At 61.2% G+C, this 20,317-nt stretch carries 18 protein-coding genes; 15 read left to right on the top strand and 3 right to left on the bottom strand.

Going from position 1 to position 20,317, the window contains the following annotated elements:
• The first annotated feature begins 66 nt into the window (after nucleotides 1–66).
• The 3 genes from proV (at nucleotide 67) to proX (ending at nucleotide 3,439) form a co-directional block, all read left to right on the top strand.
• The gene (proV, locus tag IMX17_RS24190) at nucleotides 67–1,269 is read left to right on the top strand and encodes a glycine betaine/L-proline ABC transporter ATP-binding protein ProV (protein ID WP_046897856.1); all 1,203 of its coding nucleotides are present in this window, start codon (nucleotides 67–69) and stop codon (nucleotides 1,267–1,269) included.
• Nucleotides 1,262–2,368 carry a glycine betaine/L-proline ABC transporter permease ProW gene (gene proW, locus IMX17_RS24185; RefSeq protein WP_046897857.1) on the top strand — a complete coding sequence of 369 codons (1,107 nt, stop codon included), beginning with the start codon at nucleotides 1,262–1,264 and terminating at the stop codon, nucleotides 2,366–2,368. The genes proV and proW overlap by 8 nt, the downstream gene beginning before the upstream one ends.
• Before the next feature lie 69 nt (nucleotides 2,369–2,437).
• Nucleotides 2,438–3,439: a glycine betaine/L-proline ABC transporter substrate-binding protein ProX gene (proX, locus tag IMX17_RS24180; protein ID WP_033644160.1), complete on the top strand. Its 1,002-nt coding sequence runs from the start codon at nucleotides 2,438–2,440 to the stop codon at nucleotides 3,437–3,439.
• A 30-nt stretch (nucleotides 3,440–3,469) separates the two neighbouring features.
• Here the strand turns inward: proX and IMX17_RS24175 are convergent, their stop codons facing one another.
• Nucleotides 3,470–4,348, bottom strand: a complete 879-nt coding sequence (locus tag IMX17_RS24175) for a LysR family transcriptional regulator (protein WP_046897858.1) — start codon at nucleotides 4,346–4,348, stop codon at nucleotides 3,470–3,472.
• 104 nt (nucleotides 4,349–4,452) lie between these two features.
• On the opposite strand from IMX17_RS24175, the gene IMX17_RS24170 reads away from it, so the two are divergent.
• From IMX17_RS24170 to emrB, 7 genes are all read left to right on the top strand, one after another.
• The gene (locus tag IMX17_RS24170; RefSeq protein WP_046897859.1) at nucleotides 4,453–5,652 is read left to right on the top strand and encodes an MFS transporter; all 1,200 of its coding nucleotides are present in this window, start codon (nucleotides 4,453–4,455) and stop codon (nucleotides 5,650–5,652) included.
• 121 nt (nucleotides 5,653–5,773) lie between these two features.
• Nucleotides 5,774–6,520, top strand: coding sequence for an AzlC family ABC transporter permease (locus IMX17_RS24165; protein WP_046897860.1), 747 nt, complete (start codon nucleotides 5,774–5,776; stop codon nucleotides 6,518–6,520).
• Complete coding sequence (gene ygaH, locus IMX17_RS24160; RefSeq protein ID WP_033644164.1) at nucleotides 6,510–6,857, top strand: L-valine transporter subunit YgaH; 348 nt, start codon at nucleotides 6,510–6,512, stop codon at nucleotides 6,855–6,857. Before IMX17_RS24165 ends, ygaH begins: the two co-directional genes overlap by 11 nt.
• A 162-nt stretch (nucleotides 6,858–7,019) precedes the next feature.
• Nucleotides 7,020–7,538 (top strand): transcriptional repressor MprA, encoded by a 519-nt coding sequence (gene mprA, locus IMX17_RS24155; protein ID WP_004928879.1) that lies wholly within the window; start codon nucleotides 7,020–7,022, stop codon nucleotides 7,536–7,538.
• Between the two features lie 28 nt (nucleotides 7,539–7,566).
• Complete coding sequence (locus tag IMX17_RS24150; protein WP_033644165.1) at nucleotides 7,567–9,018, top strand: efflux transporter outer membrane subunit; 1,452 nt, start codon at nucleotides 7,567–7,569, stop codon at nucleotides 9,016–9,018.
• 23 nt (nucleotides 9,019–9,041) lie between these two features.
• Complete coding sequence (gene emrA, locus IMX17_RS24145) at nucleotides 9,042–10,214, top strand: multidrug efflux MFS transporter periplasmic adaptor subunit EmrA (RefSeq protein WP_016929855.1); 1,173 nt, start codon at nucleotides 9,042–9,044, stop codon at nucleotides 10,212–10,214.
• A gap of 17 nt (nucleotides 10,215–10,231) precedes the next feature.
• Entirely contained in the window at nucleotides 10,232–11,770 is a 1,539-nt protein-coding gene (gene emrB, locus IMX17_RS24140; RefSeq protein ID WP_046897861.1) for a multidrug efflux MFS transporter permease subunit EmrB, read from the top strand.
• A 59-nt stretch (nucleotides 11,771–11,829) separates the two neighbouring features.
• Here the strand turns inward: emrB and IMX17_RS24135 are convergent, their stop codons facing one another.
• Nucleotides 11,830–12,918 (bottom strand): tRNA/rRNA methyltransferase, encoded by a 1,089-nt coding sequence (locus IMX17_RS24135; RefSeq protein WP_033644167.1) that lies wholly within the window; start codon nucleotides 12,916–12,918, stop codon nucleotides 11,830–11,832.
• Nucleotides 12,919–13,125: 207 nt separating this feature from the next.
• On the opposite strand from IMX17_RS24135, the gene trxC reads away from it, so the two are divergent.
• The 4 genes from trxC to pssA all read left to right on the top strand — a co-directional run bounded on the left by trxC (nucleotide 13,126) and on the right by pssA (nucleotide 18,554).
• Nucleotides 13,126–13,545 (top strand): thioredoxin TrxC, encoded by a 420-nt coding sequence (gene trxC / locus IMX17_RS24130; RefSeq protein WP_004928868.1) that lies wholly within the window; start codon nucleotides 13,126–13,128, stop codon nucleotides 13,543–13,545.
• Nucleotides 13,546–13,659: 114 nt separating this feature from the next.
• On the top strand, nucleotides 13,660–14,349 hold the full coding sequence (locus IMX17_RS24125; RefSeq protein WP_046897862.1) for a tRNA-uridine aminocarboxypropyltransferase: 690 nt from the start codon (nucleotides 13,660–13,662) through the stop codon (nucleotides 14,347–14,349).
• A gap of 48 nt (nucleotides 14,350–14,397) precedes the next feature.
• Entirely contained in the window at nucleotides 14,398–17,046 is a 2,649-nt protein-coding gene (locus IMX17_RS24120; RefSeq protein WP_033644169.1) for a bifunctional acetate--CoA ligase family protein/GNAT family N-acetyltransferase, read from the top strand.
• A gap of 152 nt (nucleotides 17,047–17,198) precedes the next feature.
• Nucleotides 17,199–18,554 carry a CDP-diacylglycerol--serine O-phosphatidyltransferase gene (gene pssA, locus IMX17_RS24115; protein WP_193550298.1) on the top strand — a complete coding sequence of 452 codons (1,356 nt, stop codon included), beginning with the start codon at nucleotides 17,199–17,201 and terminating at the stop codon, nucleotides 18,552–18,554.
• Between the two features lie 36 nt (nucleotides 18,555–18,590).
• On the opposite strand, the gene IMX17_RS24110 is transcribed toward pssA, so the two are convergent.
• Complete coding sequence (locus IMX17_RS24110) at nucleotides 18,591–19,901, bottom strand: MFS family transporter (RefSeq protein WP_046897864.1); 1,311 nt, start codon at nucleotides 19,899–19,901, stop codon at nucleotides 18,591–18,593.
• 165 nt (nucleotides 19,902–20,066) lie between these two features.
• On the opposite strand from IMX17_RS24110, the gene IMX17_RS25305 reads away from it, so the two are divergent.
• A partial coding sequence (locus IMX17_RS25305) for a hypothetical protein (RefSeq protein ID WP_227414693.1) occupies nucleotides 20,067–20,317 on the top strand: 251 nt, incomplete at its 3' end.

Here is a 20,317-nt window from a genome sequence, read left to right as displayed (position 1 = left end):
AGCTCTTTTATTTTGCTAAGGACAGCCCATAACGCTTTAATTAAACCAGAGGAAACAGCAAATTGCATGGCAATTAAACTCGAAGTAAAGAACCTGTATAAGATATTTGGCGAGCACCCGGAACGCGCATTCAAACTGCTGGATAAAGGTCTGACAAAAGATCAGCTGTTTGAAAAAACCGGCTTATCGCTCGGCGTAAAAGACGCCACTCTGGCCATTGAAGAAGGCGAGATATTTGTCATCATGGGGCTCTCCGGTTCCGGCAAGTCCACCCTGGTACGCCTTCTCAATCGTCTGATAGAACCCACCCGCGGTCAGGTGCTGATCGACGGTGAGGACATCGCCAAAATATCCGACACCGCGCTGCGCACCGTGCGGCGAAATAAGATCAGCATGGTATTTCAGTCATTCGCGCTAATGCCGCACATGAATGTTCTGAATAATACCGCCTTTGGCATGGAATTAGCCGGAATACCGCTGCAGGAGCGCCAGGAAAAAGCGCTGGACGCCCTGCGTCAGGTCGGGCTTGAGAATTATGCGCTGTCTTACCCGGATGAATTATCCGGCGGCATGCGTCAGCGCGTGGGATTAGCCCGCGCGATGGCCAATAACCCGGATATATTATTGATGGACGAAGCCTTCTCGGCGCTCGATCCGTTAATTCGCACCGAGATGCAGGATGAGCTGGTGAAATTACAGGCTCAGCATCAGCGCACCATCGTGTTTATTTCCCACGATCTGGACGAAGCGATGCGCATTGGCGATCGCATCGCCATCATGCAGGGCGGCGAGGTGATCCAGGTCGGCACGCCGGACGAGATCCTCAATAACCCGGCCAACGACTACGTGCGCACCTTCTTCCGCGGCGTGGACATCAGTCATGTGTTCAGCGCCAAGGATATCGCCCAGCGGCGCCCGGTGACGCTGATCCGCAAAACCCCCGGTTTTGGCCCCCGCTCGGCGCTGCAGCTGCTGCGCGATGAGGACCGTGATTATGGTTATGTTGTTGAACGCGGGAAGAAATTTATCGGCGTGGTGTCGATAGAGTCGCTGAAAAAGGCGCTGTCCGCCAATCAAACGCTGGACGATGCCCTGCTTGAGGCCCCCGCCGCTGTGCCGGCCGACACGCCGCTCAGCGATCTGATCTCCCTGGTCGCCCAGGCGCCGTGCGCAGTGCCGGTAGTGGGCGAAGAACATAACTATCTCGGCATCATCTCCAAGGCCATGCTGCTGCAGGCGTTGGACAAGGAGGGCTCAGCCAATGAGTGATACCACGCAAAACCAAGATCCCTGGGCTACCGCACCGGCCGATGCCGGCGCTGCCCCAACTCACGATGCCGCCGCCAACGCCGGCGACGCCTGGTCCAGCGCGCCTCCGCCGGCCGCTCATGACGCCGCCGGGCAAGGCGCCGATTGGCTCAGCAGCGCCCCGGCGCAGCCTGAGCACTTCAGCCTGCTTGATCCGTTCCACAAAGCCTGGGTGCCGTTTGATTCCTGGGTCACGCAAGGCATCGACTGGCTGGTGCTGCACTTCCGCCCGCTGTTCCAGGGCATCCGCGTGCCGGTAGACGTGATCTTGAGCGGCTTCCAGCAATTGCTGTTGGGCATGCCGGCGCCGATCGCCATTCTGGTGTTCTCGCTGGTCGCCTGGCAGATCGCGGGCCTCGGTATGGGCGCCGCGACGCTGCTCTCTCTGGTCGCCATCGGCGCCATCGGCGCCTGGTCGCAGGCGATGGTTACGCTGGCGCTGGTGCTGACCGCGCTGTTCTTCTGCATCCTTATCGGCCTGCCGCTCGGCATCTGGCTGGCGCGCAGCAAGCATGCCGCCAAAGTGATTAGGCCGCTGCTCGACGCCATGCAAACCACCCCGGCCTTCGTCTATCTGGTGCCGATCGTCATGCTGTTCGGTATCGGCAACGTGCCGGGCGTGGTGGTGACCATTATCTTCGCGCTGCCGCCGATCGTGCGTCTGACCATTCTTGGCATCAAGCAGGTGCCGGAGGATCTGATCGAGGCCGCCGAATCCTTCGGTGCCAGCCCGCGCCAGCTGCTGTTCAAGGTGCAGCTGCCGCTGGCGATGCCGACCATCATGGCCGGCGTGAACCAGACGCTGATGTTGGCGCTGTCGATGGTCGTCATCGCCTCGATGATCGCCGTCGGCGGTCTGGGCCAGATGGTGCTGCGCGGCATCGGCCGGCTGGATATGGGCCTGGCCGCCATCGGCGGGGTCGGCATCGTGATCCTGGCGATCATTCTCGATCGCCTCACCCAATCGCTGGGGCGCGATCGCCGCAGCAAGGGCATCGGCCGCTGGTACCGTCGCGGCCCCATCGGGCTGTTTACCCGTCCATTTATCAAACAAGCCTGACGCTTTTCCCGCCGGCGGCTGCGGCCCCGGCGGGCCAAGGCACCACCACATCAAAAGAGGGGAAACACTATGCGCACCACGGGCATCTGGGCTCTCGCCCTGACGACACTGATTGGCTCACAGAGCGCCATCGCGGCGGATTTACCCGGTAAGGGAATAGCGGTACAGCCGGTGCAAAGCACCATTTCCGAAGAGACGTTCCAGACGCTGCTGGTCAGCAAGGCGCTGGAAAAACTGGGTTACGACGTGAAGGAACCGCGCGAAGTGGATTACAACGTCGCCTACACCTCCATCGCCTCCGGCGACGCCACCTTTATCGCGGTCAACTGGGATCCGCTGCACGCCGATCAGTACAAGGCCGCCGGCGGCGACGCCAAGTTCTACCGCGAAGGCGTCTACGTCAACGGCGCCGCGCAGGGCTACCTGATCGACAAGAAAACCGCCGAACAGTACCACATCACCAACGTCGAGCAGCTCAAGGATCCCAAGATCGCCAAGCTGTTCGACACCAACGGCGACGGCAAGGCCGATCTGACCGGCTGCACCCCGGGCTGGGGCTGCGAGGCGGTGATCAACCACCACATCAAGGCCTATGGCCTGAGCAATACCGTCGAACACAACCAGGGCAACTACGCGGCGATGATCGCCGACACCATCACCCGCTACAAAGAGGGCAAACCGGTGCTGTATTACACCTGGACGCCGTACTGGGTCAGCGATGTGATGGTGCCGGGCCGCGACGTGGTCTGGCTGCAGGTGCCGTTCTCTTCCTTGCCGGGCGAGCAGAAGAACGTCGATACCAAGCTGCCTAACGGCGCCAACTACGGCTTCCCGGTCAACACCATGCGCATCGCCGCCAACAAGCAGTGGGCCGAAGCCAACCCGGCGGCCGCCAAGCTGTTCGCCATCATGAAGCTGCCGATCGCCGACATCAACGCGCAAAACCTGCGCATGCATGAAGGCCAGGCTTCGGAGGCCGACATCCAAAACCACGTCAACGGTTGGATCAAGGCGCATCAGGCCACCTTCGACGGCTGGGTGAAAACCGCCGCCGAAGCGGCGAAGCCGTAACCGATCGGGGGCGCCGCCTCTGCCGCGCCCCTACCCCGCCAGATCGATGCCGCTGAACTGTAAAAAACGTGCAGCGGCGTTCGACAAGGGCTGCGGCCAAATGCAATACACCTGGCGCCGCGGCCCGTCTTCAATCGGAATCGACACCAGCGCCCCTAAACGCTGCGCGGTCGAGATCGGTACGATGCCCGCCGCCAACCCGCGACGCACCAGATTCTCCAGCCATTCGATATGGTCGATTTCAAAACTGACGTGCCGGCGGATGCCCGCCGCCTGAAAGGCGCGGTCGGTTTGGCGTCGCGCGCCGGTGCCGCTGTAAAAATCCACCAGCGGCACTTCCGCCAGCGCCTGCAGGTTGACCCGCTCGCGGTTGGCCAGCGGATGCTGCGGCGCCACCAGCGCCACCAGCGGCTCATCGGTCAACTGCCGGTGCGACATCGGCAGCAGATCGACATCGCCGGGCCAAATGCCGACGAACGCCATATCGCACTTCTGCTGACGCACATCCTCCAGCAGGGCTTCGCTCATGCCAACGTACAGGCGGATGTTCACCGCCGGATAGTGGCGATGAAACTTGTCGAGCTTTTCGGTCAGATCAATCGCGTTTATGGTTGAAATCGTACCGATGGTCAGGATGCCGGACACCGCATCGCCGGCGGCGGTCACCTCTTCCACCAGCGCCTGCTGGGCCGCCAGCAGGCGCTGCGCCGACGGAATGAAAGCCTGGCCGGCGGGGGTCAAGCGCACCCGGCGCGAAGTGCGTTCAAACAGCGTACAGCCCAGCTCTTCTTCCAGTTTGGCGATCTGGTGGCTGAGCGCCGACTGCACCGTATGGCAGCGCTGTGCCGCCCGGGTGAAACTCTGCTCTTCCGCCACCGCCAGCGCATAGCGGATCTGTTTCAGGTTCATGGCATCTATCTTGAAATGAGATAAATCAAATGAAAATTATACATTGGTTTCCGCAGACGCGTTGCCGGATACTGCGCGCCATCTTCTTTCCGTGATGAAAAACCATGAGCCAACAAAACGCCCATCCGGGCCTCAGCCCGGCGCTGACCGTGCTGATCGCCATCGCTACCGGCCTGGCGGTCGCCAGCAACTATTACGCGCAACCGCTGCTGGAAACCATCGCCACCGGTTTCAACCTGTCGGTCAATCAGGCCGGCTTTATCGTCACCGCCGCGCAGCTCGGTTACGCCACCGGCCTGCTGCTGCTGGTGCCGCTCGGCGACATGTTCGAGCGCCGCGGGCTGATCGTGTTCATGACGCTGCTGGCCGCCGGCGGCATGCTGATCACCGCCACTTCCGCCACGCTGCCGATGATGATCCTCGGCACCGCGCTCACCGGGCTGTTCTCGGTTGTGGCGCAGATCCTGGTGCCGCTGGCCGCCACGCTGGCCCATCCGGAAAAGCGCGGCAAGACCGTCGGCATCATCATGAGCGGCCTGCTGCTCGGCATCCTGCTGGCGCGCACCGTCGCGGGCGCCTTGGCATCGTTCGGCGGCTGGCGCACCATCTACTGGGTCGCCAGCGTGCTGATGATCCTGATGGCGCTGATCCTGTGGCGCGCGCTGCCGCGCTATAAGCAACACTCCGGGCTGAACTACCCGCAGCTGCTGGCCTCGATCTTCAGCTTGTTCTGCCGCACGCCGCTGCTGCGCACCCGCGCCATTCTCGGCGCCCTGTCGTTCGCCAACTTCAGCGTGCTCTGGACCTCAATGGCCTTTCTGCTCGCCGCGCCGCCGTTCAACTATTCCGAAGGGGTGATCGGACTGTTCGGTCTGGTGGGCGCCGCCGGAGCGCTGGCCGCTTCGCGCGCCGGGCATCTGGCGGACAAAGGCAAGGCCGGATTGACCACCACCGTCAGCCTGGTATTGCTGCTGCTGTCCTGGATACCTATCGCGCTGGCTAAACAATCGCTGTGGGCGCTGATCGCCGGCATCCTGATCCTCGATCTGGCGGCGCAGGCGGTACACGTCACCAACCAGAGCGTGATGTATCGCATCATGCCGGAGGCGCGCAACCGCCTGACCGCCGGCTACATGACCAGCTACTTTATCGGCGGCGCGCTCGGTTCGCTGCTCTCCGCGTCCGCCTATCAGCATACCGGCTGGTACGGCGTGGCCGCCGTCGGAGGGGGGTTATGCCTGCTCAACCTGCTGACCTGGTGGCTCGGCAAGCATCACGATCCGCAGGGGCCGGCGGCAATCTGATTATCGTGCAAATAGTCACTAAAGAAATTTATTAGCGGTGCAGGGTATAAACATTACTTACTCTCTGGTAATGTTCTGGGCATAAACTATTGACGACCTATCTACCCTGCGACCCACAACCATGCAAAGCCAAGCTGCAGACAGCCTCACTCCGCCCGCCGTCAGCGCCACCTTCGCCAACGGCGTCGTCGACAGTTTGCCGATCGTCATCGGATACGTGCCGGTGGCGTTCGCTTTCGGCCTCAGCGCCGTCAAACTGGGCTTTTCCCCACTGGAAAGCATTTTCTTCTCCTGCATCATCTACGCCGGCGCCAGCCAGTTCGTGATCACCGCTCTGCTGAGCGCCGGCATGTCGCTGTGGGTCTCCGCGCTGACGGTAATGGCGATGGACGTGCGCCACCTGTTGTATGGCCCGGCGCTGCGTCACCGCATCGTCTCGCGCCTGTCGCCCGGCAAAACGGCGCTGTGGGCCTTTGGCCTGACCGATGAGGTGTTCGCCGCCGCCACCGCCAGACTGATGCGCAATAATCGCAGCTGGAGCGAAAACTGGATGCTGGGCATCGCGCTCTGTTCCTGGCTCTCCTGGGTAGCCGGCACCGCGCTCGGCGCGCTGTTCGGCAACGGCCCGCTGGAGCAGTTCCCGGTGATCGAGGCCTCGCTCGCCTTCATGCTGCCGGCGCTGTTTCTCAGTTTCCTGCTGGCCGCTTTCCGGCGCCCGCAGAGCCTGACCATCGCCGCCGCGCTGGCCGGCGCGCTGCTCGGCGTGGTGCTGTTCTCCATTCCGGTCGCCATTTTGGCCGGCATCGGCGCCGGCTGCGTCGCCGCCCTGTTCCAACCCCCGCACGCGGAGGCCTGCCATGAACACTGATGTGCTGGTGATCGGCCTGGTGGTGGGCTGCGCCAACTACTTGTTCCGTTATCTGCCGCTGCGGCTGGCGCCGGCGCGCGCTCAGCCCGGCATCAAACGCGGCAAAGCCGCCCTGCTGCTCGACAGCATCGGCATCGCCTCCATCTGCGCTCTGCTGGTGGTCTCCAGCACGCCGGTGGTGATGCGCGAACCGGACAAGCTGCTGCCGACGTTAGCGGGGTTCGCCGCGCTGGCACTGTGCTTCTACCGCAGTAAAAGCATCATTCTGTCGACGCTGCTCGGCGCGACGGCCTTTGGCGTCACATTAAAATTGTTAATGTTTTTCGGCCCTGGCTGACGCCGCCTCCGACCGTTTGGCTTCACACTGGCGTTTTCAGGCGCCACATCTTTACAAACACTGACAAATGACACGAATTGCTAAATTATCCGCACGGCTGAACATTTACATTATTTGTCACCGTCGTTACTATCTCGAACGAAATTAATGAGGCCCTAAATTATGGAAAGCTCGTTTGCCCCCATAGAACAAATGCTGAATTTCCGCGCCACGCGGCAGAAAGATTTCCCTTATCAGGAAATCCTGCTGACCCGTCTATGCATGCACATGCAAGGCAAGCTGCTGGAAAATCGCAATAAAATGCTGAAAGCGCAGGGGATTAACGAAACACTGTTTATGGCGCTGATTACCCTGGATGCGCAGGAAAGCCACAGCATCCAACCTTCTGAGCTAAGCTCTGCCCTGGGCTCCTCGCGCACCAATGCGACCCGCATCGCCGACGAGCTGGAGAAGCGCGGCTGGATCGAGCGCCGGGAAAGCGACAACGATCGCCGCTGCCTGCATCTGCATCTGACGCCGCAGGGGGAAGAATTTCTCAGTCAACTGCTGCCGCCGCAGCACCAATGTCTGCATTTCCTGTGGTCCACGCTGACCGACGATGAGCAAAAACAGCTGGAACAGCTGACGCGCAAATTGCTGGCACGTCTGGATCAAATGGAAATCACAGAACAGTTACCCTAATTCACAATTTCTGTTCAGGTACCTACTTATGCGATCCCCATTTCACTGGAGATTCACCCCGCTGTTCGCCGTGTTGCTGCTGGCCGGGTGTGCTTCTACCGATAATATTGCCCCGCAATCCACGCTGATGGATCCGCAGAGCCTGCAGTTGGCTCAGCCGAAAGTCAGTTCGCTGGCCGTCAGCCCGCAGTGGTGGCGCGCCCTCAAGGATCCGCAGCTGGACGCCTTGATGACGCAGACGCTGCAAAGTTCGCCGACCCTGCGTCAGGCCGCCGCCCGCGTGCGCGAAGCGCAGAGCGTGGTAGGCGAAGCCAACGCCGCCAACGGGCCGAACCTGGATCTGAACGCCAGCACCCAGCGTCAGCGCGTGCCGCAGAACGTCAATATGGGGCTGGGGTATCCGCATAAGCCGATCTATTCAAGCTCCAACTCGCTGGGGTTGAACCTGGCGTACGAGTTCGACTGGTGGGGTAAATACCGCAACCAGGTGAACGCCGCCAAGGCGCAAGTGAACGCAGCGCGCGCCGAGCAGGAACAGGCGGCGCTGACGCTGACCAGCTCGGTGGCGTCCGCCTACTACCAGCTGCAGAGCAATCTCGCGCTCGAGAAGCTGCTGCAGCAGGAAGTGAACAACAACGAGCGCCTGACCGCGCTGCGCCAACAGCGCTATCAGGCCGGCCTGACCGGCGTCGACGTGCCGCAACAAACCCAGGCGCAGTCCGACGTCGCCAAACAGCAGATTCTGCAGCTGCAGTCGCAAATCGAACAGCTCAGACACCAGCTCGCCGCGCTGGCAGGCCAGGGGCCGAACGCCATGCAGCACCTGCGTCAGGTGCCGCTGCCTGCAGACAACCTGATGGCGCCGCAGGGTGAACTGACGGCGGATCTGTTGGGCAAACGCCCGGACATCGCCGCGCAACGCCAGCTGGTGGAGTCTTACAGCCAGCGCGTCAGCGCCGCGCGTAAAGAGTTTTACCCCAGCCTGACCATTTCAGCCTTCGCCGGCCTGATGACCACCAATACCAGTGGCACCAGCCCGAATCTGTTTGAAGCGGCCAGCCAGGCCTGGAACGTGATGCCGGCGATCTCGCTGCCGATCTTCCACGCCGGGGCCCTGCGCAGCAAGCTGGGCGAGGAATCCGCGCTGTATGACGAAGCGGTGGAATCCTACAACCAAACCATCCTGAATGCGGTACAGGAAACCGCCGACGCCATCACCATCCAGCAGAGCTCTGCACAACAGCAGCTGCAGGCGGCGTCCGCGGCCCAGTCGATGCAACAGGTGTATCAGGTCGCCAACGCCCGTTACCAGGCAGGGATTATCGGGCGCGACGATCTGTTGACCAGCCAGACGCAGCTATTGCAGCAGCAACAGGCGGAGTTGAATGCCAGCAGCAATTTACTGCAGGCGAAGATAGGACTGATCCGCGCGTTGGGCGGTGGCTATCAGGCCCCGGCCGCAGCGGATTCGAAAGCATAATAATATAAGGCTTGGAGAACACCATGAGCGCAAGCGCGGAAACTCAAAACCCGCAGCAGCCGAGCGGCAAAAAGAAGCAGCGCAAATTTTGGCTGCTGTTGCTGACGGTTATTTTCATTGTTATAGGGGTGGCTTATTTAGTGTATTGGTTCCTGGTGTTGCGTCATCACCAGGAAACCGACGACGCCTACGTCTCCGGCAACCAGGTGCAGATCATGGCCCAGGTGTCCGGCAGCGTGAACAGCGTCAACTTCGACAACACCGACTACGTCAAGCAGGGCGACGTGCTGCTGACGCTCGATCCGACCGATGCCGAGCAGGCGTTTGAACGCGCCAAAACCGGCCTGGCCAACAGCGTGCGTCAGACCCACCAGCTGATCATCAACAGCAAGCAGTATCAGGCCAACATCGCCTTGCGCAAGACCGATCTGAGCAAGGCCGAGAACGATCTGAAACGTCGCGTGGTGCTGGGCAGCGTTGACGCCATCGGCCGCGAAGAGCTGCAACATGCTCGCGATGCGGTCGACAGCGCCAAAGCCGCGCTCGAAGTGGCGGTGCAGCAATACAATGCCAACCAGGCGATGGTGCTGAACACCCCGCTGGAACAGCAGCCGGCGATCCAGCAAGCCGCCGCGCAGATGCGCGACGCCTGGCTGGCGCTGCAGCGTACCAAAGTGATCAGCCCGATTACCGGCTATGTCTCGCGCCGCAGCGTGCAGGTCGGCGCGCAGATCGCCGCCGGTTCGCCGCTGATGGCGGTGGTGCCGGCCGATCACATCTGGGTTGACGCCAACTTCAAGGAAACGCAGATCGCCAATATGCGCATCGGCCAGCCGGCGACGGTGGTCAGCGACGTCTACGGCGACGACGTGGTGTATCAAGGCAAAGTGGTCGGTATCGACATGGGCACCGGCAGCGCCTTCTCGCTGCTGCCGGCCCAGAACGCCACCGGCAACTGGATCAAGGTGGTGCAACGTCTGCCGGTGCGTATTGAGCTCGACGCCAAGCAGGTGGCCGATCATCCGCTGCGCATCGGTCTTTCGACGCTGGTGACCGTCGACACCGCCAACCTGGACGGCCGCGTGCTGTCTGACGTGGTGCGCGACAAACCGCTGTATCAGAGCGACGCGCTGGCGTTGAATCTGGCGCCGGTTAACCAGCTGATCGCCGACGTGATCCATGCGAACGCCGGCTAAGCGCGCGGGAGGCCATCTTGCCACAGAAACCGCTTGAAGGCGCCCAGCTTGCCTGGATGACGGTCGCGCTCGCCATGGCGACCTTCATGCAGGTGCTGGACTCCACCATCGCCAACGTGGCGATCCCCACCATTTCCGGTAACCTCGGGTCTTCCAACTCGCAGGGCACCTGGGTGATCACCTCGTTCGGCGTGGCGAACGCCATCTCAATCCCGATCACCGGCTGGCTGGCGAAGCGCTTCGGCGAAGTGCGGCTGTTCCTTTGGTCCACCGCGCTGTTCGCCCTCGCCTCCTGGCTGTGCGGCATCTCCAACAGCCTTGGCATGCTGATCTTCTTCCGCGTGATCCAGGGCGTGGTGGCCGGGCCGCTGATCCCGTTGTCGCAGAGTTTGTTGTTGAACAACTATCCGCCCGCCAAGCGAGCGATGGCCCTGGCGCTTTGGTCGATGACCGTGATCGTCGCGCCGATCTTCGGGCCGATCCTCGGCGGCTACATCAGCGACAACTACCACTGGGGTTGGATCTTCTTCATCAACATCCCGATCGGCGTTTTCGTGATCGTGGCGGCGATGGCGACGTTGAAGGGGCGGGAAACCAAAACCGAGATCAAACCGATCGACACCGTCGGCCTGGTATTGCTGATCGTCGGCATCGGTTCGCTGCAGATCATGCTCGATCAGGGCAAGGAGCTGGACTGGTTCAACTCGACCGAGATCATCACCCTGACCGTCGTGGCCGTGGTCGCGCTGTTGTTCCTGGTGGTCTGGGAACTGACGGACGACCATCCGGTAGTGGATTTGTCGCTGTTCAAGTCGCGCAACTTCACCATCGGCTGTCTGTGCATCAGCCTGGCGTACATGCTGTACTTCGGCGCCATCGTTCTGCTGCCACAGCTGCTGCAAGAGGTGTACGGCTACACCGCCACCTGGGCGGGGCTGGCGTCGGCGCCGGTCGGGCTGATCCCGGTATTGCTGTCGCCGATCATCGGCAAGTTCGGCAACCGGCTCGACATGCGCCGGCTGGTGACCTTCAGCTTCATCATGTATGCCGTGTGCTTCTACTGGCGTGCCTATACGTTTGAACCGGGCATGGACTTCGGCGCTTCGGCCTGGCCACAGTTCGTTCAAGGTTTCGCCATCGCCTGCTTCTTCATGCCGTTGACCACCATCACGCTGTCCGGCCTGCCGCCGGAACGCATGGCGGCGGCATCGAGCCTGTCGAACTTTACGCGAACCCTGGCGGGGTCGATCGGCACCTCGATCACCACCACCCTGTGGACGCAGCGCGAATCGCAGCATCACGCGCAGCTGACGGAGTTCGTCAACCCGTACAATCCGCAGTCGCAGGAGATGTACCGGCAGCTAGAGCAGCTCGGCATGAGCAAGCAACAGGCGTCGGCCTACATCGCCAACGAGATCACGGCACAGGGGCTGATCATCTCCGCCAACGAGATTTTCTGGCTGTCGGCCGGGGTATTCCTGGTGCTGCTGGCGCTGGTGTGGGTGGCGAAACCGCCGTTCAGCTCCGGCGGCGGCGGGGGCGGCGGCGCTCACTAAGCTTCAATAAACCAAACGGGCGCCCTGAGGCGCCCGTTTTTTATTCGACGTAATGAAAATCACGCCTGATTCTGACGCCACCAGTCCGCCAGCAGAATGCCGGTCGCCACGGAAACGTTCAGGCTTTCCACCTTGCCGGTGCCGCCGATAGACACGTTCATATCGCCCTGCTGCCAGGCGCTGTCGCTGAGGCCGTCACGCTCCTGGCCCAGCACCAGCACCATCTTGGCCGGCAGCTTGGCCTGCGCCAGCGCGGTGCCTTTGTGGCTGGAGGTGGTGACGATGGTGTAACCCGCCTTGCGGAAGGTATCCAGCACCGACAGGAAATCATCGGCGTTGATCGCCTTGATGTGCTCCGCGCCGCCTTCTGCGGTACGCACTGCCGCGCCGGATTCCAGCAACGCCGGATCCTGCAGCAGCACGCCGTTGACGCCGAAGTGGGCGCACGAACGGACGATGGCGCCCAGGTTATGCGGGTTGCCGACTTCTTCCAGCGCCAATACGCAGTCGGTCGCCGGCGCGGTTTTCAGGTAGGTCTGCGCATCCAGGCCCTGACGCTTTTTGATCAGGAAGCAGACGCCGCCGTGGTGCTCGGTGCCGGAAGCCTTGGCCAGCTCTTCCTCATCCACCACGTGGTAGGCTTTGCGGTTAGCCGCCATCCAGCGCAGCGCTTCACGAAAGCGCGGCGTGACCGACTGCACGAACCAGGCGCGCACGATCGCTTCCGGGCGGCTGGCGAACAGCGCCTGACAGGCGTTTTCACCGTAAACGCGGGTTTCTTCCGCGCGCTGGCGACGCAGCTGTTCCGGATCGATGAAGCTTTTGCCGCTGATGCCGCCGTGATCGAACGCCGGCTCTTCACTCGGCGCGCGCGACACGGTTCTCCACGGCGACTCGTTGCCGCCGCGATCTTCAGAGCGCGCCGGACGGCGAGGACGATCGCTTTCACTGCGGCGGGAATCGGCCCCGCGACGGTCGTTGCCGCCGCGCGCCTTGTCTTGACCGGTGCGGCCCGAGCGCGCACCGTCAGCCGGACGGCCTTTGCCGGCCGGACGTTTATTCTTGTTGCGGTCGTCGCCGTTGTCGTCGTCGCTGCGGACGTACATCACTTTGACCTTACCGTTCTTGCCACTAAATGAATCGTTCATTGTCTTCTCCACCAACGCGCAGGGCGCGAAGATTACCTGATGTTGGTGCATGAAGCCACCAACTTGCGCTAAAAGCTCCCAACTATCACATCCATTGAACAAACCTCATTGTTCATGCGCCGGGTTTTGCCGATAATCGTCAGCATTAAAGAAACATCTCCGCAACCGCGTTGCGGGGACCCGGCTTTCTCAGTACCCGAGGTCAACATGAATACAGTTTGTGCAGCTTGCAATGCCACCAACCGTGTGCCGGAAGAACGTCTGGCGGACAACGCGAAATGCGGCCGCTGCGGCCATGAGCTCTTCGACGGTGAAGTGATCAACGCCACCGCCGCCACGCTGGACCAGTTGCTGCAGGACGATCTGCCGGTCGTGGTCGATTTTTGGGCGCCGTGGTGCGGCCCGTGCCGCAGCTTTGCGCCGATCTTTGAAGACGTGGCCGAAGAGCGCGCCGGCAAAGTGCGCTTCGTGAAAGTGAACACTGAAGCCGAGCCGGAACTGAGCGCCCGTTTCCGCATCCGCAGCATCCCGACCATCATGGTGTTCCGTCAGGGCAAGATGGTCGACATGCTCAACGGCGCGATGCCGAAGGCGCCGTTTGACAACTGGCTCAACGAGTTAGTGTGATTCGGCAAGTATAGGCCGTATCCCGCCATCGCGCGCGAACGCGCCCCGATCGAGCCCGCCCCTCCCGGCGGGCTTTTTTCTGCGTTACAATAGCGGTTTTTCCCCAGGATCGTTATGACCGACAACGCCGTACTTCGCCTGCGCCAATTCCGTTTAGACCGCGCCACCCGCCCTTTTCTGGCGCGCGGTTGCCGGGTGGCGCGTTGTCAGGGTTGCCTGCTGCCGCATAAAAACTGCCTGTGCGACACCATTCGCCCGCAGCAGGCCGGCAGCCGTTTCTGCCTGATCATGTTCGGCGCCGAGCCGCTCAAGCCCAGCAACACCGGCCGCCTGATCGCCGATATCCTGCCGGACACCCAGGCGTTCCTCTGGTCGCGTACCGAGGTCGATCCCGCCCTGCTGGCGGCCATCAACGATCCGACACGGCAGCCTTACGTGGTGTTCCCCGCATCCTACGCCGACGCCGAGCGGCCGGTGTTCAGCGAGCTGCCCGCCGGCGGCAAACCGCCGCTGTTCATCATGCTGGACGGCACCTGGGCGGAAGCGCGAAAAATGTTCCGTAAGAGCCCGTACCTCAATCAATTCCCGGTATTTTCCCTCAACGTCGACGCCGCATCAGATTATCAGCTGCGCGAAGCCAGCCGCGCCGAGCAACACTGCACGGCGGAAGTGGCCGCCGCCCTGCTGCAACAGGCGGGCGATATGCCGGCCGCCGACGGATTGAATCAGCATTTCCGCTATTTCCGTCAACAGTATCTGGCGGGAAAACCGACCCGACCGGAGGCACCGGTCACAGCAATGTAGCCATAAAGCGCCTAAAATCAGGCGTAACGTTGCCAAAAGGAGCCGTGCATGAGCCAGCGAGGGTTAGAAGCGCTACTACGTCCCAAATCGATCGCCGTGCTGGGCGCTTCGCAGCAGCCGGGCCGCGCCGGCAACCTGATGATGAGCAACCTGCTGGCCGGCGGTTTCGGCGGGCCCATCTTGCCGGTGACGCCGCGCTACAAGGCGGTATGCGGCGTCATGGCCTATCCCGACGTCGCCAGCCTGCCGCTGACGCCGGATCTGGCGATCATCTGCACCCACGCCAGCCGTAATCTGGCGCTGATTGAAGCGCTGGGCCAACGCGGCTGCAAAACCGCCATCGTGCTCTCTTCGCCGCCGGAACAGTTCGCCGAGCTCAAAGCCTGCGCGCAGCGTTACGCCATGCGGCTGCTGGGCCCCAACAGTCTGGGGCTACTGGCGCCGTGGCAAGGCATCAACGCCAGCTTCTCGCCGGTGCCGATCCAAAAGGGCAAGCTGGCGTTTATCTCGCAGTCCGCCGCCGTGGCCAACACCATTCTCGACTGGGCACAGCAGCGCGAAGTCGGCTTCTCCTATTTCATCGCGCTAGGCGACAGCCTGGATATCGACGTCGACGACCTGCTCGACTTTTTGGCGCGCGACAGCAAGACCAGCGCCATCCTGCTGTATCTGGAAAACATCAGCGATGCGCGGCGCTTTCTCTCCGCCTCGCGCAGCGCCTCGCGCAACAAGCCTATTCTGGTGATCAAAAGCGGCCGCAGCCAACAGGCGCAATTACTGCTCAACAGCCAGCTGGGGCTGGACGCCGCCTATGACGCCGCCATCCAGCGCGCCGGCCTGCTGCGCGTCCAGGATACCCATGAGTTGTTCTCGGCGGTGGAAACCCTCAGCCATATGCATCCGCTGCGCGGCGAACGGCTGATGATCGTCAGCAACGGGGCGGCGCCGGCGGCGATGGCCTTGGACGAACTGCTCGGCCGCAACGGTAAGCTGGCGACGCTGAGCGAGGAGAGCCTGGCGACGCTGAGCGACGCGCTGCCGGACTTCATTCGCGCCGGCAACCCGCTCGACCTGCGCGACGACGCCACGCCACAGCGTTACCTGGCGGCGCTCGAAGCGCTGCTCGACAGCCACGACTATGACGCGCTGCTGCTGATCCACGCGCCGAGCGCGGCTGCGCCCGGCACTGCCACGGCGCAGCGGCTGATCGACGCACTGCATCGCCATGCGAGGGGCAAGCGCATCACGCTGCTGACCAACTGGTGCGGCGAATACTCTTCGCAAGAGGCGCGCCGGCTGTTTACCGAAGCCGCCATTCCGACTTACCGCACGCCGGAAGGCGCGGTCACCGCCTTTATGCATATGGTGGAATACCGCCGCAACCAGAAGCAGCTGAAGGAGACGCCCGCGCTGCCGGTCGGCCTGACCGCCAATACCGCCGATGCCCACCGCCTGATTCATCAGGCGCTGGCCGAAGGCGCTACCCAGTTGGATACCCACGAGGTGCAATCCATTCTGCAGGCCTACGATCTGAGCACCCTGCCGACCTGGATCGCCGAAGACAGCGCCGAAGCGGTGCACATCGCCGAGCAGATCGGCTACCCGGTAGCGCTGAAGCTGCGTTCGCCGGATATCCCGCACAAATCGGAAGTTCAGGGCGTGATGCTCTACCTGCGCACCGCGACCGAAGTGCAGCGCGCGGCGGAGGCGATCCTCGACCGCGTGAAGCGCACCTACCCTCAGGCGCGCATCCACGGCCTGTTGGTGCAGAGCATGGCCAACCGCGCCGGCGCCCAGGAGCTGCGCATCGCCGTGGAGCAGGATGCCATTTTCGGCCCGTTGATCATGCTGGGTGAAGGCGGCGTAGAGTGGCGCCAGGAAAATCAGGTGGCGGTCGCGCTGCCGCCGCTGAATATGGCGCTGGCGCGTTATCTGGTGCTGCAGGCGGTGAAAGGCGGCAAGATCCGCGGGCGCAGCGCGCTGCGGCCTTTAGATATCCCCGGGCTGAGCCGCTTGCTGGTGCAGGTTTCCAACCTGATCCTTGACTGCCCGGAGATCGCCCGGCTGGATATTCACCCGGTGCTGGCTTCCGGCAGCGAGTTCACCCTGCTGGACGTTTCGATGCAGCTCGCGCCGTTCAGCGGCGATCCACAGGCGCGGCTGGCGATTCGGCCTTATCCGCATGAGCTGGAAGAGACCATCGCGCTGAAAGACGGCAGCCAATGCTTGTTCCGCCCTATCCTGCCGGAAGACGAGCCGGCGCTGAAGCATTTCATCGACCGGGTGACCAAGGAAGATCTCTATTATCGCTACTTCAGCGAGATCAACGAGTTTACCCATGACGATTTGGCCAACATGACGCAGATCGACTACGATCGGGAAATGGCCTTTGTGGCGGTGCGGGCAGACGAGATTATCGGCGTGACCCGCGCGCTGTCCGATCCGGACAACACCGATGCCGAGTTCGCCGTGTTGGTGCGTTCCGACCTGAAAGGCGTGGGACTCGGCCGCCAGCTGCTGGAGAAAATGATCGCCTATGCGCGCGCGCATGGCCTGACCCGCCTGAGCGGCATCACCATGCCGAATAACCGCGGCATGATCGCGCTGGCGCAGCGGCTGGGCTTTGGCATTGAGGTGCAGCTTGAGGACGGCATCGTCAATCTGACGCTGCCGCTGCAGGCCGACGACGCGCAGTGACCTGCGTCGCAATGCGCTACGAATCCACCACTTAACGCCAAAACATACGCACAATCGAGGCAACTAATGGTATTATCGCCCGATTATTCGGTTTATTGTTTTTAAGTCTGTGGCGTTCCGGCCATCAATCATGAGAGAAGAAGCGCACTGTGATGTTGTCAAAATTTAAACGTAGCAAACATCAACAACACCTTGCACAACTGCCCAAACTCCCCCAGACGGTTGCTGATGTTCGTACTCTGTACGCGCCGTCCGACTTTCGCGCCACGCTGCTGGATTCCATCGCCAACGCCACCCAACGCATCTATCTGGTGGCTCTGTATCTGGAGCATGACGACGCCGGGCGTGAGATCCTCAACGCGCTGTATCAAGCCAAGCAGCGGCGGCCCGAGCTGGAAATCTGCGTGCTGGTCGACTGGCACCGCGCACAGCGCGGGCGCATCGGCGCTGCCGCCGCCAATACCAACGCCGACTGGTATTGCGCCATGGCCAGCCAGCACCCGGAACAGTCGGTGCCGATCTACGGCGTGCCGGTCAATACCCGTGAAGCGCTGGGCGTATTGCATCTGAAGGGCTTTGTGGTCGACGATACCGTGATCTACAGCGGCGCCAGCATCAACGACGTTTATCTGCATCAGCATGAGAAATACCGTTACGATCGCTACCAACTGATCACCAATGAGGTGTTGGCCGATACCCTGATCGATTACATCAAGCAGCATCTGCTGACCGCCGGCGCGGTGCAGCGCCTCGATCGCAGCGATCGGCCGAAAAGCCCGGAGATCAAAAACGAAATCCGTCTGTTCCGTTTCGCCCTGCGCCGCGCCGGTTATCACTTCCGCGGTAAGGCCGGCAACGATGAGCTGGCGGTGACACCGTTGGTTGGGCTGGGCAAACAAAGCGTGCTGAATAAAACCATTCATCACCTCATGTCGTGTGCCGACCAGAAACTGACGCTGTGCACCCCCTATTTCAACCTGCCGGCGCTGCTGGTGCGCAACATCATCTATCTGCTGCGCCAGGGCAAACAGGTAGAGATCATCGTCGGCGATAAGACCGCCAACGACTTCTATATTCCGGAAGATCAGCCGTTCAAAATCATCGGCGCACTGCCCTACCTGTACGAGATCAACCTGCGCCGCTTCCTGAGCCGGTTGCAGCGTTACATCGACACCGGCCAACTGATCGTGCGTTTGTGGAAGGATGGCGATAACAGCTATCACCTGAAAGGCATGTGGGTAGACGAAGAGTGGCAGCTGATTACCGGCAATAACCTCAACCCGCGCGCCTGGCGGCTGGATCTGGAAAACGCCATTCTGATCCACGATCCCAAGCAAGAGCTGCGCGAGCAACGGCAGAAAGAGCTGGAATGCATCCGTACTCATACCACTGTAGTCGGCCATTATCAGGAACTGCAAAGCATTCAGCAGTATCCGATCAAGGTCCGTAAGCTGATTCGGCGTCTGCGCCGTATCCGCATCGATCGGCTGATCAGCCGTATCCTGTAAGCGGTATGCTGACCCCGGCCAAGGCCGGGGTTTTTATTACAGCTGTATCTCCTTGCCTTTGCGATGCAACCGGAGCGAGACCAGCAGCGCCAGCAGGCACATGCCGGAGACATACCAGAAGAAAGCGTTCTCCACGCCAAACGATTTAAGCGACAGCGCGACATATTCCGCCGAGCCGCCGAACATGGCGTTCGCCACCGCATAAGACAAGCCCACCCCTAACGCACGAACCTCCGGCGGGAACATTTCGGCTTTAAGCAGCCCGCTGATCGCGGTGTAAAAACTGATGATGAACAGCGCCAGCACGATCAGGCCAAACGCCATATAAGGATTACTCACCTCTTTCAGAGCGAACAGGATCGGCACCGTCAACACCGTGGCGAAGGCCGAGAAGATCAACATCGAGCTGCGACGGCCGATTTTGTCCGAAAACGCGCCTACCGCAGGCTGCAGCAGCATAAAGACGAACAGCGCGACGGTCATGATGGCGCTGGCCAGCTTGGCGTCCATACCGGCGGTGTTCACCAGGTATTTTTGCATGTAGGTGGTAAAGGTGTAGAAGGTCAGCGAACCGGCGGCGGTAAAGCCCAACACCATCAGGAACGCCTTGCGATTTTTCCACAGCCCCGTCAGCGAACCGGCATCCTTGTGGTTACGCGTCTTCGCATCGGAAGTTTCATTCAGCGAACGGCGCAGGTACAGCGCGACTATCGCCAACACGGCCCCCAGGGCAAACGGAATGCGCCATCCCCAGGCTTTCAGCGCTTCGGCGGGCAATATCTGCTGCAGGATCACCAGGACCAGCAGCGCAAGCAGTTGCCCGCCGATCAAGGTGACGTACTGAAACGAGGCATAGAAACCGCGTCGCCCCTTGATCGCCACCTCACTCATATAGGTCGCGCTGGTGCCGTATTCTCCCCCTACCGACAGCCCCTGGAACAGGCGGGCGATCAGCAGCAACGCTGGCGCCCAGCTGCCGATCGATTCATACGTCGGCAGGCAGGCGATCACCAGCGATCCGGCGCACATCATACAGACCGAAAGCAGCATGGAATTTTTTCGACCATGCTTGTCGGCAATATAGCCGAATAACCAACCGCCAATCGGCCGCATAAAGAAGCCGGCGGCGAATACCCCGGCGGTTTGCAGCAGCTGCGTGGTGCTGTTGCCCGCCGGGAAGAACGAGGCGGCAAAGTAAATGGAACAGAAGGAGTAAACATAAAAATCAAACCACTCCACCAGATTGCCTGATGAAGCCCCGACGATAGCGAAAATGCGTTTCTTGTTATCCAGCGCCCCCTGTTCGACGCCGTGCTCATCCCCAAGAGCCGAGGTTGTTTCTGTCATGATGTATTCTCCAAGCCATAACAATGATGAAATTTGGCTTCCTGCCGCCCTGGTTGTTACTTTATTGTTATTTATAAGTTAACAGCCAAACTTAATAGCGGACGAAGAATATCTGACATTCAGAGAAACAATGCGTTGGTTTTGTGATGAATATTAAACAGTACGATGAAAGCTGAAGCGGATTACAACGGGGATATTCCATTTTACGCACAGCAAAAAGCCCTGAACGTCAGTTCAGGGCTTTCGGCTTTATTTGATGCCTGGCAGTTTATGGCGGTCGTCCTGCCCGCCCCCTTCGGGCCGTTGCTTCGCAACGTTCAAATCCGCTCCCGGCGGATTTGTCCTACACAATTCGTCTCAGGATGCCCATGCTCGAGCAGAACGCCAGATAACAGACAAAACAAAAAGCCCCATGC

Source organism: Serratia sp. X3, assembly GCF_014982455.1.
Classification (GTDB): domain Bacteria; phylum Pseudomonadota; class Gammaproteobacteria; order Enterobacterales; family Enterobacteriaceae; genus Serratia; species Serratia ureilytica.
Note: the sequence above shows the minus strand (reverse complement) of the source record. Positions and strands in the feature narration are given on the sequence as shown.

What these genes read in the sequence shown, in the direction of transcription:
- mprA (WP_004928879.1), top strand. Translation starts at nt 7,020, where the DNA reads ATGGAAAGCTCGTTTGCCCCCATAGAACAAATGCTGAATTTCCGCGCC.
- IMX17_RS24150 (WP_033644165.1), top strand. Translation starts at nt 7,567, where the DNA reads ATGCGATCCCCATTTCACTGGAGATTCACCCCGCTGTTCGCCGTGTTG.
- proW (WP_046897857.1), top strand. Translation starts at nt 1,262, where the DNA reads ATGAGTGATACCACGCAAAACCAAGATCCCTGGGCTACCGCACCGGCC.
- emrA (WP_016929855.1), top strand. Translation starts at nt 9,042, where the DNA reads ATGAGCGCAAGCGCGGAAACTCAAAACCCGCAGCAGCCGAGCGGCAAA.
- IMX17_RS24120 (WP_033644169.1), top strand. Translation starts at nt 14,398, where the DNA reads ATGAGCCAGCGAGGGTTAGAAGCGCTACTACGTCCCAAATCGATCGCC.
- pssA (WP_193550298.1), top strand. Translation starts at nt 17,199, where the DNA reads ATGTTGTCAAAATTTAAACGTAGCAAACATCAACAACACCTTGCACAA.
- IMX17_RS24175 (WP_046897858.1), bottom strand. Translation starts at nt 4,348, where the DNA reads ATGAACCTGAAACAGATCCGCTATGCGCTGGCGGTGGCGGAAGAGCAG.
- IMX17_RS24165 (WP_046897860.1), top strand. Translation starts at nt 5,774, where the DNA reads ATGCAAAGCCAAGCTGCAGACAGCCTCACTCCGCCCGCCGTCAGCGCC.
- proV (WP_046897856.1), top strand. Translation starts at nt 67, where the DNA reads ATGGCAATTAAACTCGAAGTAAAGAACCTGTATAAGATATTTGGCGAG.
- proX (WP_033644160.1), top strand. Translation starts at nt 2,438, where the DNA reads ATGCGCACCACGGGCATCTGGGCTCTCGCCCTGACGACACTGATTGGC.
- IMX17_RS24135 (WP_033644167.1), bottom strand. Translation starts at nt 12,918, where the DNA reads ATGAACGATTCATTTAGTGGCAAGAACGGTAAGGTCAAAGTGATGTAC.
- IMX17_RS24170 (WP_046897859.1), top strand. Translation starts at nt 4,453, where the DNA reads ATGAGCCAACAAAACGCCCATCCGGGCCTCAGCCCGGCGCTGACCGTG.
- IMX17_RS24125 (WP_046897862.1), top strand. Translation starts at nt 13,660, where the DNA reads ATGACCGACAACGCCGTACTTCGCCTGCGCCAATTCCGTTTAGACCGC.
- ygaH (WP_033644164.1), top strand. Translation starts at nt 6,510, where the DNA reads ATGAACACTGATGTGCTGGTGATCGGCCTGGTGGTGGGCTGCGCCAAC.
- trxC (WP_004928868.1), top strand. Translation starts at nt 13,126, where the DNA reads ATGAATACAGTTTGTGCAGCTTGCAATGCCACCAACCGTGTGCCGGAA.
- IMX17_RS24110 (WP_046897864.1), bottom strand. Translation starts at nt 19,901, where the DNA reads ATGACAGAAACAACCTCGGCTCTTGGGGATGAGCACGGCGTCGAACAG.